Source organism: Pseudoalteromonas sp. TB51 (assembly GCF_000498055.1).
Lineage (GTDB): Bacteria > Pseudomonadota > Gammaproteobacteria > Enterobacterales > Alteromonadaceae > Pseudoalteromonas > Pseudoalteromonas atlantica.
In genome coordinates this window covers 10,244-23,009 of the sequence record NZ_AUTO01000168.1, presented here as the reverse complement: position 1 = coordinate 23,009, position 12,766 = coordinate 10,244, and the positions used below count along the sequence as shown (strand labels likewise).

Here is a 12,766-nt window from a genome sequence, read left to right as displayed (position 1 = left end):
GGGTATTTTATATTTTGTAAGCACGTTGGGTAGCGCCTTAGGGACTATTATTACCTCGTTTTACTTTGTACTGGCGTTTGATGTAAACACCATTATAAGTGCCTTTGCGTTAACCTTGGGCCTGTTAGGTGTGCTGGCAATTACTGTTAATAGCCTTGCTGGTAATAAGGAGCTTACCCATGCGTAACTGTTTATTATTTTTAGCGGTACTGTTTTCGGTTGCGGCGCACAGTAATGTAGTGCACGAGGAGCGTTCTTTATATCGCAATATTATTGTTGATGAAACACATGACCTTCGCTGCTTAAAATTTAATACAAAAAGTAGCCAAACCAGCCAAAGTTGTATGTACAAAAACAACCCCGACAAACTGGTTTTTAACTACACAAAACTTACGTTTGCCAGCCTTTTAGTAACCGACAACCCTAAAAATGTGCTTATTATTGGCCTAGGTGGCGGTACGCTTTCTAATGTCATTCATGCGCTTTACCCTGCAGCTAAAATTCATAATGTTGAAATAGATCCCGCCGTTTTAAAAGTAGCCCGTAACTATTTTAACTTTATAGAAAACGATGCGGTCACCTCAAGCGTGCAAGACGGGCGTATATTTATAAAGCGCGCAGCCATTAAAAAGCAAAAGTACGATTGGATTATTCTTGATGCGTTTAACGGCGATTATATTCCTGAGCACTTACTCACCAAAGAGTTTTTTGAAGAGGTAAAAAGCGTATTGGCCGAGGGCGGTGTAATTGCCGCTAATACGTTTTCGAGCAGTAAATTATACGAACATGAGTCGGCAACTTACCACGCCGTGTTTGGTGATTTTATTAACGTAAGCCGTGCTAATCGCTCTAACCGTATTATTTTAGCGGGTGTAAACTCTATGCCTACTGAGGCGCAAATTAATCAGCGTATTAAAGCACTTAACCCGCGTTTAAAAAAATACGATGTAGATTTAAAAGCAATTAGTACCTATATGCAAAGCACCAAAAACAAGCAAGATTGGCCTGCCAATACAAAAGTGCTTACTGACCAATACTCCCCTGCTAACCTCCTTAATTTTTAAATCCACAAATTTATTTAGCCCCAGTATTGGGGCTTTTTTATTTGCAACACCCCTCAATATTTACTTAGCACGCTAACTAATGCTAATATACTTAGCATGCTAACTAATTTGAGGTGGTTATGACTACTCAAAAACCTTTTCACGAAACGCTCGATTTAACCATTATTGGTAACATGGGGCGGGTTCATAGGCTGTGCCGTGAGACCATCACTTTAGCTGTAGAACCTTTAGGGCTTACGCAATCGCGCTGGACGGCACTAACCCATATAAATATGTTGGGCGAGGGCATAACACAGCTTGAGCTTGCGCAGAGTTTAGGAATAGAAATGCCCTCGCTTACTCGCACATTAAAGCAATTAGAAGAGCAGCTATTAATTACCCGTAAAGTTGATGAGCACGATAAACGCAGTAAAAAAATTTACTTTACCGAGCAAGGTGGGGCAATTTTACAGTCGCTAAACGAAAAACTCATTGATATTAAAAGCCAGCTATACAGCGGGCTAAGCACACAGCAACTCGATGCGCTTGCATATGGCATCGTCAATATGGAAAAAAACGCACTAAACTGTATTAAAAATCAAAGTAAAGAGTAAGAGACACAATGACACCAGATCAAAAATTTACTCGTTATGTAAGGCTTTCGTTAGCGGGTTTTGTTGTTATATTTGTTTACTATTTAATTGCCGACATGTTTATGCCGGTAACGCCGCAAGCGCGGGTATATCATCCTGTGGTGCAGATTGCCCCACAAATAAGTGGCCGTGTTACTAAGGTATTGGTTAATAATAATCAAACCGTAAAAGCTGGCGATGTATTGTTTGAAATAGACTCAGGCCCTTATAAATTAGCGCTAGAGCAGGCACAGCTCGCCCTGGACGACGCTAAATTACAAAACAAACGTTTAGATACCAATGTAAAAGCGCTGGAGGCGCAAATTTCGGCGGCCAAGGCAAAGCTGCACGAACAGCAATTACTTAATAACCGTGGCGTAGCATTATTTAAGCAGCGCTCTATTTCAGAGCAAGAGCTTGAAAGCATTAAAGCTAACTTTGAAGCAAGTAAATCAAATGTCGCCTCATTAGAAGCGCAATTGGCAGAAGCAGTACTTGCCCGCGGCGAAAGCGGCGCGCAAAACTTAGCGCTTCGCCATGCTGCAAACCAATTAGCACAAGCCGAGCTTAACTTATCGTACACCCAAGTGCGTGCGCTAAGCGCTGGTGTGGTTTCTAACTTACAACTACTTGATGGCGCATATGCGGTAACGGGTAGCCCGCTTTTAGCTATAGTGGCTAATAAGGCCGACCTTGTTGCCGATTTTAGAGAAAAATCATTACTAAATATGAAACCAGGTAGTTTGGCGCGAGTGGTATTTGATAGCCGCCCAGGTGAGGTTTACAACGCGCATATAAGCACGTTTGAGGCAGGCGTAAGCGATGGGCAACTCAGTGCAAATGGCTCGCTTAGTAGTACCGAAACCAGTAATCGTTGGGTGCGCGATGCTCAGCGCCAGCGTATTCATTTAGTGATGCCAGATAATGCTAAATTAATTGCTAATATGCCAAGTGGTGCGCGTGCCACTGTGCAACTATTGCCAGAGTCAACAATTGGGCAATGGTTAGCGTCGGCTCAAATTAGGTTTATTAGCTGGCTACACTACATTTATTAATGGAGGCCGTATGACTCAAGCTGTTAGCCAAGCACCGCAATTAGACTCAAACGGTTTACGCCAAGCGCTGCGCATAGCCGGTGGTTGCACCATAGGGTTTACTATTAGTAAATTAATGAACTGGCCATACGGTATATTTTTTACTGTTTACCCTATGTTGCTACTTGGTTTAGTACCGGTGTTAAATAAAAGCATTGTGCGCCAGTTTTTAGCCAGTGCCGCCATTAGTATTCCAATGGTTTTAATAATGCAGGGCTTGTTTTCGCACCTTCCGGTACTGATGACCATTATTGTATTTTTAGCGTTTTGCTTTTTGTTTTATCAAATGAGCTCAGGCGCAGCTTTTTTATTTGGCGCACTAGGCGTGGTTGGGTTGTCGATTCAGCTGCACTTTTCAAGCTATGTAACCGGTACAAGTAGTGTATACCCGCTTATTTTAAGTAATGGTTTGGCTACTGTTCTCTCTATTGTTATTGCGTTAGTTATGCATGGTGTTTTTCCTGATGTAACCGCGCGTGCCGTGAGGGCGGTACCCGCTAAAGCCAAAGAAAGCATTCGCCATGAGGTATTATTATGCGCAACGGTTGCTACGCTTTCGTTTGTGGCGTTTCAAGTCCTCGATTTACAAGATTCAATATCGGCGCAAGCCTCATCGGTATTAATTTTGTTTTCGCTGTGCTGGAAAGCCGCAGGTATGGCCGGTTGGCAGCGCGCTATTGGTACATTAATTGGCTGTAATGCTGCGTTGTTGGCGCAAGTGTTATTGTATAATCACTCTGACTTTTTATTGTTTCCGGTGCTTATACTGTGGACGTTATCGTTTGTATTTAGCCGTTTTCATATTATTGGTGGCGGCGCACCGGGCATAGGGTTTGGTGTGTTAACCACGTTTGGTATTTTGTTTGGCAACTCACTAGGCCCCGGGCAAGACCTTGTTTATAGTGCCATGTATCGCTTTAGCTCTGTTGCGGTGGCTATTGTGGCAAGTTTATCTGCGGTGTATGTAATGCACCATATATTAAATCGCTTTAGTGCCACCCGCCATCATACCTACGAATAACCCACTTACGCCTACGGTTAACTATTAGCTGTAGGCGTAAATTAAGCATACTTTACTGTAAAGCCTTATAAACTTAGTGAGTTATAACTTAATGTTACCGCGCAAGGCTTTGGTTTGCCCATGTTTGGTTTTTTTATCCATGCGCTTGCGCTGCGAGTTACGGCTTGGCTTGGTTGCGCGGCGGGCTTTGTTTACCTTGGTTGCACTTAAAATTAAATCTTTTAAACGTTTTAGTGCATCTTCTCGGTTAAGCTCTTGGGTGCGAAAGCTTTGGGCTTTAATTACCACCACGCCCTCTTTGGTGATCCGAGAGTCGTTTAGCTTTAATAAACGCTCTTTGTAAAAATCGGGTAACTTTGAGCGGTTAATATCAAAGCGTAAATGAATGGCGCTGGCTACTTTGTTAACGTTTTGGCCACCGGCACCTTGCGAACGTATAGCAGTTAGCTCTAGTTCCCATTCATCTATAGTGACAGTATTTGAAATAGTTAACATTACGTTCAGCTCTTATCGACAAAAATGCAGTATAACATTTGTAACTATATTTGTGCTGAATCAGCTTAAGTTATAGAACTTTAAAGTATTTATACTACTTTATAGCCTAATTACACCTAATACTTTAGTTATGTATTGGCAAGCGCTTACATTTAGTTTTTAATGGCTTTAATTAAATAATAGGAAACGCCCAATGAAAAAAATAATTTTATCACTTAGCTTACTAGCAATGAGTTTTTCAAGCCTTGCAGAAGATATTAGCGAAGGCCAATTACAAAGCTACATGAAAGCACTGCCGGCTGTTTCTAGCTGGGCTAGCAGCCAAGATTCGTTAAAAAACCTAGATTTAGCAAGCATGCTAGGTGGCTCTGCTGATCAAAATGTTGAAGAGCAAAGCTCTCTTGCTAATAGCGCATTAAGCATGATTAAAGAGCAAGGCTTATATAAAAGCTTTGCCGATATTACTAACCGTTACGGTTTTTCGCCTGAAGAATTAGTATCAGTTGGCTCAGAAGTATCTATGGCTTACATCGAAAACCTCAAATCGGGTCTTTCAGCTGAAAACCAAGAAACAGCAAATAAAGTAATGGGTGGCCTGCAAAGCCTTAAAAGTGCTAAAAGCAGTGACGCTAGCTCGTTAATGGGCTCGTTTGGTAAGGCTTCAAGCGCGGCTGAAGAATCTACAGACCCACTAGTAAGCGAAAACAACCTTGAGCTTGTGAGCGAGTACATGCCACAGCTGCAAAAGATTTTTGCACTACTATAATTTTACAAATAACCTAAACCTAGGTTAAGTAAACACGTATATAAAGGGTGGCATTTGCCACCTTTTTTAATGCCTAAAATTTAAAAACCTTACGACATTTTACGAATTGTACTCAGCGGCGCTATTCGTAAAATCCAATGCAGGAATGCCCACGGCCAGCTTGGCACAAAGCTGTTGGCTTTTTCTTTATTTATTGCTTTTACCAGTGCTTTGCAGCCAGTTTCGGTATCAACAATAAACGGCACTGTTTTTACTTTTTCGTTTATTTCGCTTCTTATAAAACCTGGATGTACACAGCTTACTTTTATAGGCGTGTGCATTACATCTATGCGTATGCCTTCACTTAATGAGGTAATAGCCGCTTTAGTGGCGGCGTAAACAGTCATGGCGCGCCTAAAACCACGTACAGCACTAATAGATGAAATAGTCACTAAATGACCATGGTTTTGCGCTCTAAAAATTTCCATTGCGGCCTCAGCCTGGGCAAGTGCGGCCACAAAGTTAGTTTGTGCGGTTTGTTTGTTGGCATTGAAATAACCCGTACCAATAGAAGCCCCTTTGCCCATACCAGCATTTATAATCACTCTATCAAGGCCGTTAAGCTCATCTTTAAAGGCGTTAAATACGCTAAATACTTGCTCGTGGTCGTTAACATCAAGCACTTTTATGCTAATGTTTATATTTGGGTTTATTTGTTCAAGCTCACTTTTTAGCTGCTCTAATAGCTCAAAGCGCCGAGCACATAAAGCAAGATTACAACCTTGTTTTGCAAACTCTTTTGCCATGCCTTTGCCTAAGCCTGAACTTGCACCTGTTATTAGTATGTTTTTGCGCATAATTAGCTCCTTAGGTGTATGTAATTAATTTTTGTTGTGGGTGGCACTCTAAAAAGTGATGCTCGTTTAAACTGCTTATCGTTAATTTTTGATTTTTTCCTTTGCCGCGCGCCACTACTTTGGTTACGCCTGCGTTTACTAAGCTCCAATTAATATCAATAAAGCGCTCGAGCTTTAGCCCCATTAAATGGCTGGTTATAATGCTAATAGGCCCGCCAGAGGTATAAATAAGTACCTTTTTACCGTGGTTTTCATTGGCTATTTGTTCAAGCGCGCCAAGTACACGTGCAGTAAATGCATTAAAGCTTTCGTTATATTGAGTGCTGTCGGGATTGAGTACCCATTGCTGTATGGCGCTAATAAATACCGTTTTAAAATATTCCATAGGCTCTGCTTGCTTGCTAAGTACCGCGCGAACTTGGCTTGGGGTGGCAAGCTGTGGGTTATAAACAGCTAAAATATGTTCGTGATCGTACTCGTTTAATCGCGCATCGTTTATTAATACCGGCACATTATTAGCACTTACTAAACTCAGCTCTGCGGTTTGATTATGGCGCAGCATACTGCCTGCAAATACTGCATCGGGCGTAAGCTGCTTTTGTGCTAAATATTCACCCAGTAGTGTGGCTTGCTGTTGCCCTTTTGTTGAGAGCGTATCGTAATTATCAGCCGAAAAACTGGCCTGCCCGTGGCGTACTAAATATAAAATACACATTAGACTTTACCTTGGTTGTTAATGGCTTTTTTACAGCGCCATAAAAGGTAATGTACAAAGACCCAAAAGTGTTTAAAGGCGGGGTTTTTAGTTTGCCCATGGTGATAGCGGTAATAAATTTGCTGCACAATGCCGGCAAGTCTAAATAGCCCGTACACTTCGTAAAAGGTAAAGTCATCTACGGTTATATTCATTTTTTTACAGTAGTAGGCCACTACTTCTTTGCGCGTTAGCATACCCTCTAAGTGAGTGGGTTGACGGCGCGTGGCTTGGGCTAAAAAGTCATCTCCTGGCTCTACCCAGTAAGCCAATGTATTGCCCAAATCCATAAGTGGGTCGCCAAGTGTGGCAAGTTCCCAATCTAAAATACCAAGTACGTTGGTGTAGTCGTTTGCATCAAGCACAACGTTATCAAACCTAAAATCGTTATGTGTTATGCAAATACGCTCGTTACTTGGCATGTTGTTTTCAAGCCACTTAATGACTTTTTTACCGCTGGGTACATTCCAGGTTTTGGCTTTAGTAAAGCGCTCGCTCCAGCCGCTAATTTGGCGCTGGGTGTAGCCTTCGCCTTTGCCTAAATGGCTTAAATTGGCCTGTTTGTAATCTACTTTGTGTAACTCTACTAGGCAGTCGAGTACGTTTTCGCACAGCTTTTTGGTGCGCTCGGGCGTGGGGGTTAATCCGCGTGGTAAATTTTTACGCGGAATTATCCCCGTAAGCTTTTCCATAACGTAAAAGTCGGTGCCGAGTATGTTTTCATCGTCGCAAAACGCCTCCATATTTGGCACATAGCTGTAAACTGGTTTTAGCGCTTGCTGTAATTTAAACTCGCGGCCCATATCGTGTGCGCCTTTGGCTTTGGTGCCTTTGGGAGCACGGCGTAATATAAGCGATTGCTCTGGGTACTCTAGGCAGTAGGTCCAGTTTGATGCCCCCCCTGCGTATTGAGTAACACTTGGCTCGCCAGTTAACTGTGTAAGGTGCTGTTTAAGCCAGGCATCTACTTTTTGTGTGTCGAGCTCTTCGCCTTGGCGTACGTTTTTGGCTTGATCTAATAATTGTGTGTTCATTGCTAGCCTTTATTATTTTGATTTTAAACGTTGCATAGAGCGTGTTTTTTTCAGCATGTTTTTAATGTACCACTCAATGGGGAGTAGTTTTTTCATTAAAAAGGCCTGTTTACCTAATTTATGGGTCAAAATTAAAAATGGGCGGTTAAGCGACTGCTGATAAATAATATCGGCAACTTGCTCTGCGTTTATGGGAGAGCGCTCAAAGGCACGGTTAAGCATGGTTTTCATGGCCGGCTCGCTGGTGCGCATGGATTCATCAAGATTGGTTTTAAAAAAGCTCGGGCACACAATACTTACATCTATATTATCGTGGGCGAGTTCGAGCTTTAGGGTTTCGCTAAAACCTATAACCGCCGCTTTTACGGCGTTATAACTGCTCATAAACGGAATAGGGGTAAGCCCAGCTTGTGAAGCTATATTAATAAAGTAGCCACCGCCTTGTTGCACAAAGGCGGGGTAAAACGTTTGGCACACCCGCACCATAGAGAGCAAATTAATATCCATAATCCACTGCCATTGCTCAAGCGATTCGCCCTCAAGCGAGCCGCCCGTGGCAACGCCTGCGTTATTTATAACAATATCTACGCCCTGCCACTTGGTCTGGATAATATCGTAAAGCCCCTTTACATCTGCTTGCTTGGTTACATCGCAGGCGTAAAAAAAGGCATCGGCTTTTAGTGCTTGCAGCTCACTAATGGTTGTGGCTGCACGCTCGGCGTTTATATCGGCAATACAAATTTGTAAGTTAGCGCCCAAATTACTTGCGTAACTCAGGGCTAACGCTTTACCCAGCCCTGTGGCTCCACCTGTTATTATTAGTCGTGTTTTCATGGTGTTGCCTTAGCGGTATTTGTTAAGTTCGAGGCGCGAAACCATGCCCATATGTACTTCGTCTGGGCCATCTGCAAGGCGCAAAATACGCCCCATTGCATTAAACGAGGCAATAGGAAAGTCGCTCGACACCCCAGCGCCCCCAAACACTTGTATTGCCATATCTGAGACCATTTGCAGCATATTAGGCACGACTACTTTTATGCTCGATATTTCGGTCATGGCGTGTTTAACGCCTTGAGTGTCTATTTTCCATGCCGCGTGCAGGGTTAATAAACGAGCTTGATCTATCGCCATACGCGCTTGCGCTACACGTTCTAAATTACCGCCTAATTTAAGTAAGGGTTTACCAAAAGCACTGCGCGACAGCCCGCGTTTAATCATGAGCTCTAAACAGCGCTCTGCTGCGCCAATTGCGCGCATACAATGATGAATTCGCCCAGGCCCTAAGCGCCCTTGTGCAATGGCAAAACCTTTGCCTAACCCTAAAATAAGATTTTGTTTTGGTACGCGTACGTTATTAAATTCCATTTCGCCGTGGCCGTAGGGGGCATCAAAATCGCCACAGGCACTTAGCATACGCTTAATGTTTACACCGGGTGTGTTTAGCGGCACAAGTACCATTGAATGCTGGCTGTGTTTATCGTTTTCGGGATTAGAAAGCCCCATAAAAATAGCCACCTGGGCATTAGGATGACCAAGGCCGGTGGTCCACCACTTTGTGCCATTTAAAATAAGCTCGTCGCCATCAACATCTATGGTTGCTTGCATGTTTGTCGCATCTGATGAAGCGACATCGGGCTCGGTCATGGCAAATACTGAGCGAATATCGCCATTTAATAATGGGGTTAACCACTGTTGTTTTTGCTCATCATTTGCAAAGTGATAAAGCACTTCCATATTGCCGGTGTCGGGGGCATTACAATTAAATATTTCTGAGGCAAATAAACATTTACCCATTTGCTCTGCAATAGGGGCGTACTCTAAGCAGGTTAAACCTTGTGCTAGTTCTGCATCGGGTAAAAATAAGTTCCACAGGCCAGCGGCTTTTGCTTTCGCTTTTAATGGCTCAATGTGCTCACTTAGTTGCCAAGTGGTCCAATCGTTTGAATTATTTTTAGCATGGTTATGCGCAACTACTGCTTGCTCAATAGGCAATACGTGTTCATCCATAAAGGCGGTTACACGCTTTAGGTAGTCTTGGCTTTTTTGGCTTGGCTCAAAGTTCATTAGGGTTGCCTGTTTATTTTTTAGTTAAGCCAGCATAAAACATTCGCCCCAATGAATTAAATGAAATATATTACCAGTTAAGTGTGAATTGCATTCATAATATGAGCGGGTAATAATGATTGAAGCTAAAAATATTCAGCAGTTGGATTTAAATTTACTTAAAATATTTGAATGCCTATACCGTGAAAAAAACATGAGCGAAACCGCAAAGGTGCTATACATAACGCCCTCAGCAGTTAGCCATGCTATAAAACGTTTGCGCAGTGTATTAAACGATCCGTTATTTGAGCGCCAAGGGCAATTAATGCTCCCCACCCCTGCGTGCCAACGTATGGCACCCGAGCTAATAGATTTACTCGAAAAATTACGCCAAGTGCTACAAGCCTGCGGTGACTTTAATTTAGCGACCACTGCGCAAACTTTTAAAATAGCTCTGCACGATGCAATAGAGCCTATTGTTTTGCCTAAATTGCAACTTGCACTGGCAAAACATGCTCCCAATGCAAGCTTAGCGAGCGTAAAATTAAGCCGTGAAGATATGCATAAGCAATTAGCTAATCATCAAATAGATATGGCAATTGATGTAGCACGGCCAATAAAAGCGCCCATTAGCCACGCTGTTCTCTCAAGTGATCACTTTTGTGTACTCATGAAAAAAAACCACCCGCTTAAAAACCAACTCAATATAGACAATTATTTAGCGGCTAAGCATGTTGCGGTATCTAATCGAGCAACCGGCACTGTTATTGAAGATATTGCGTTATTGCAATTGAGTTTTAATAGGCAGGTGGCTATACGTTGTCAAAATTATTTTGCCGCGAAAGAGGTAATAAAAGACGCGCCATTTTTACTTACTTTACCTTCAATGGTTGCCAGTCAATTGCTAGACGACACGCTAATAGCACGCCCCGTGCCCACTACTATGCCTGCTATTTATCAGCATTTATACTGGCATCAAAGTACTGATAAAGACGACGCTTTAATATGGTTACGCGGGCAAGTACAGCATATTTTTAAACGTTAATAGCTATAAAAAAAGCGTTTGTTTTTAAACTTAAGCCCAGCAATTAATAATAGCGGCCCAATAAACATGGCAAGGCCATATACACCGCCCGTTACTGCGTATTCGGGCTTATTTAAAAAGCTTATAGCAATTAAAATAGCCAACGATGCGTTTTGAATCCCTACCTCAATCCCAAGTGTTAGTGAATCGGTCAGATTAAGGTTTGAAAGCTTAGCTATGAGCAAGCCAATGACCATTGCGCCAATATTTAATGCAAGGCAGGCCCAAAATACAGCATCAAACGAGCTTGCCAGTAAGGCGCGTTCTTTTATTACTAACGCGGCTATCATGGCGAGCATAAAAAATAACGAAAAACGTCTAAAAAACGGCTCGCTTTTAATCGCAAACTCGCTTTTAAAATGGCGCAGGCTTATACCTATGGCAACAGGCACTAATGTAATGACAAACAGCCCAAGAGATGTAGTTAATATAGAAAAATTAGCATCGTCCTGCGGCGCAAATTGGTGCATGGCAAAGCCAATAATAAACGGTGTGGTAATAATGCTAATAGCGGTTGAGGCAGCGGTTAAGCTTACCGAAAGCGCTAAATTAGCCTTTGCCAGCTGGCTCACTACGTTTGACATAGTACCACCTGGGCACGCGGCTAAAATCATTAACCCTATTGCTATAGGCGTAGGTAAATTAAGTAAATAACACAAACCTAAAGCCAGTAGCGGCATGGCAATAATTTGGCCTAGTAAGCCCATAGCAATTGCTAAGGGCTTTTTAAAAAGCCGCGTAAAGTCGCCAACTGTAAGCCCAAGCCCCATGCCAAACATAATAAGGGTAAGGGCGAGTGGGAGTATGATTTCTGTTAAAAATGATGCGTTCAAATTAGGCGGCCTCTGTTGTTTTTAATGCCAGCACTTCGTAGTTAAATGAGTACGGGGTTAGCAGCGTTTTTATCTGTTGTTGCAGCGCGTTTAACTCATCTTCATTAACTAAAATTGTGGCTTTTATGCCTAACTTTTTATCAGCAAACACATTTATTTGCACGGCTTTGTTGATTAATTGCTCGCTAAGAGCCTCTGTAATGGTTTGTTTTATTTCTAGACAAACCAGTTCGGGCTTATAAATTTTACCTACGGCAGTAAGCGGTATTTCATCAATTATATAAATAGCTTTTGGTATTGCTGCTCGCTCAGGTATGTTGGCGCTAACATACGCGGTGAGAGCATCAAGTTTAAGCGTGCTATTTGGGCTTAGCGTTACGTAAAGTACGGGTACTTCGCCTGCGTAGCTGTCGGGGCGTGGCACGGCGGCTGCAAGGGTTACATCGGGGTGGCTGGTTGCGGCATCTTCTATCATTTTGGGGTCTATATTGTGCCCGCCACGTATTATTAGCTCTTTTTGTCTACCACATAAAGATACATACCCGCTCTCATCTATTTTTCCTAAATCGCCGGTTCTAAAATACTGTTGGCCGTTTTCATCAACTACCCATGCGCCTTGGTTATGCGCATCTTCTACGTAACCGGGAAATACGTTATTACCAGTTATTATTATTTCGCCAACATCGAGTGTATCGCAAATTTTAACAAGCGTGCCTTGCTCGTTTATATCGGCAATTTTAAGCGTAATACCAGGTATTGGCAGCCCTACAGAAGCCTCTTTATTAATTGGGTTTACAGGCATTAACGTACTTACCGAGCTGCCCTCAGTTGAGCCATAACCCTCTACCAGTGGGGTGTTTGTGAGTTTAGTAAACAGGGCTTGTAAATCTGATGAAAGCGGCGCGGCCCCACAAATGGCAAACTTCATTTTAAGCGGTGGCACCGATATTTTTTGCGAGGTAATTTGCTCAACCATAGCAGCGTAAACCGTAGGTACGGCGGTCATAACGGCTACATCGTAATTATTAATTAGGGTGAGTAAGTTTTGAATGATGTTTTTACCTCTAAAGCCAGAAGGGCTTGCGAGTAAAATTTTACAGCCTTTCATAACCGAGGCTATGCCTGTGGCTA

15 protein-coding genes and 1 pseudogene (1 of these 16 only partly in view) are annotated in these 12,766 nt (G+C 42.7%); 7 read left to right on the top strand and 9 right to left on the bottom strand.

Translation table 11 applies throughout. The annotated features are described in order from the left end of the window. The 5 genes and pseudogenes from L650_RS0108830 to L650_RS0108810 all read left to right on the top strand — a co-directional run. A pseudogene (locus tag L650_RS0108830) lies at window positions 1-187 on the top strand (glycosyl transferase); the annotation flags it as partial. Beyond that, window positions 180-1,064: a spermidine synthase gene (locus L650_RS0108825; protein ID WP_029772874.1), complete on the top strand. Its 885-nt coding sequence runs from the start codon at window positions 180-182 to the stop codon at window positions 1,062-1,064. The pseudogene L650_RS0108830 and the gene L650_RS0108825, both read left to right, overlap by 8 nt. A gap of 119 nt (window positions 1,065-1,183) precedes the next feature. Then, window positions 1,184-1,657 (top strand): MarR family transcriptional regulator, encoded by a 474-nt coding sequence (locus L650_RS0108820; protein ID WP_029772873.1) that lies wholly within the window; start codon window positions 1,184-1,186, stop codon window positions 1,655-1,657. Window positions 1,658-1,665: 8 nt separating this feature from the next. Then, complete coding sequence (locus L650_RS0108815) at window positions 1,666-2,730, top strand: HlyD family secretion protein (RefSeq protein ID WP_029772872.1); 1,065 nt, start codon at window positions 1,666-1,668, stop codon at window positions 2,728-2,730. Between the two features lie 10 nt (window positions 2,731-2,740). Continuing rightward, window positions 2,741-3,790 carry a DUF2955 domain-containing protein gene (locus tag L650_RS0108810; RefSeq protein WP_029772871.1) on the top strand — a complete coding sequence of 350 codons (1,050 nt, stop codon included), beginning with the start codon at window positions 2,741-2,743 and terminating at the stop codon, window positions 3,788-3,790. Between the two features lie 81 nt (window positions 3,791-3,871). Here L650_RS0108810 and arfB read toward each other — a convergent pair whose 3' ends face one another. Further along, window positions 3,872-4,285 (bottom strand): alternative ribosome rescue aminoacyl-tRNA hydrolase ArfB, encoded by a 414-nt coding sequence (gene arfB, locus L650_RS0108805; protein ID WP_024033019.1) that lies wholly within the window; start codon window positions 4,283-4,285, stop codon window positions 3,872-3,874. A gap of 193 nt (window positions 4,286-4,478) precedes the next feature. On the opposite strand from arfB, the gene L650_RS0108800 reads away from it, so the two are divergent. Beyond that, window positions 4,479-5,051, top strand: coding sequence for a hypothetical protein (locus tag L650_RS0108800; protein WP_004586261.1), 573 nt, complete (start codon window positions 4,479-4,481; stop codon window positions 5,049-5,051). Window positions 5,052-5,140: 89 nt separating this feature from the next. Here L650_RS0108800 and L650_RS0108795 read toward each other — a convergent pair whose 3' ends face one another. Genes L650_RS0108795 through L650_RS0108775 form a run of 5 tightly spaced genes read right to left on the bottom strand, consistent with a single transcriptional unit; the run spans window position 5,141 to window position 9,739 of the window. Beyond that, on the bottom strand, window positions 5,141-5,887 hold the full coding sequence (locus L650_RS0108795; RefSeq protein WP_029772870.1) for an SDR family oxidoreductase: 747 nt from the start codon (window positions 5,885-5,887) through the stop codon (window positions 5,141-5,143). Window positions 5,888-5,897: 10 nt separating this feature from the next. After that, entirely contained in the window at window positions 5,898-6,602 is a 705-nt protein-coding gene (locus L650_RS0108790) for a histidine phosphatase family protein (RefSeq protein WP_029772869.1), read from the bottom strand. Then, window positions 6,602-7,675 carry a phosphotransferase family protein gene (locus tag L650_RS0108785; protein ID WP_029772868.1) on the bottom strand — a complete coding sequence of 358 codons (1,074 nt, stop codon included), beginning with the start codon at window positions 7,673-7,675 and terminating at the stop codon, window positions 6,602-6,604. Before L650_RS0108785 ends, L650_RS0108790 begins: the two co-directional genes overlap by 1 nt. A 12-nt stretch (window positions 7,676-7,687) precedes the next feature. Continuing rightward, entirely contained in the window at window positions 7,688-8,509 is an 822-nt protein-coding gene (locus L650_RS0108780; RefSeq protein ID WP_029772867.1) for an SDR family oxidoreductase, read from the bottom strand. A gap of 9 nt (window positions 8,510-8,518) precedes the next feature. Next, on the bottom strand, window positions 8,519-9,739 hold the full coding sequence (locus L650_RS0108775; RefSeq protein ID WP_029772866.1) for an acyl-CoA dehydrogenase family protein: 1,221 nt from the start codon (window positions 9,737-9,739) through the stop codon (window positions 8,519-8,521). A gap of 115 nt (window positions 9,740-9,854) precedes the next feature. Between L650_RS0108775 and L650_RS0108770 the strand changes: the two genes are divergently transcribed. After that, on the top strand, window positions 9,855-10,763 hold the full coding sequence (locus L650_RS0108770) for a LysR family transcriptional regulator (RefSeq protein WP_029772865.1): 909 nt from the start codon (window positions 9,855-9,857) through the stop codon (window positions 10,761-10,763). Here the strand turns inward: L650_RS0108770 and L650_RS0108765 are convergent. The 3 genes in view from L650_RS0108765 to L650_RS24705 are tightly spaced (at most 1 nt apart) and all read right to left on the bottom strand, a layout consistent with a single transcriptional unit that may run on beyond the window. Further along, complete coding sequence (locus tag L650_RS0108765; protein WP_029772864.1) at window positions 10,760-11,635, bottom strand: bile acid:sodium symporter family protein; 876 nt, start codon at window positions 11,633-11,635, stop codon at window positions 10,760-10,762. The two genes, L650_RS0108770 and L650_RS0108765, sit on opposite strands and share 4 nt — an antisense overlap. A 1-nt stretch (window position 11,636) precedes the next feature. Next, a complete protein-coding gene (locus tag L650_RS24710; protein ID WP_262974672.1) occupies window positions 11,637-12,743 on the bottom strand; it encodes an AMP-binding protein in 1,107 nt (368 codons plus the stop codon). Continuing rightward, on the bottom strand, window positions 12,730-12,766 hold the final stretch of the coding sequence (locus L650_RS24705; RefSeq protein ID WP_262974671.1) for an AMP-binding protein. 863 nt of this gene lie beyond the right edge of the window; only the last 37 of its 900 coding nucleotides appear in the window; its start codon lies off the right edge, out of view; it ends in the stop codon at window positions 12,730-12,732. Before L650_RS24705 ends, L650_RS24710 begins: the two co-directional genes overlap by 14 nt.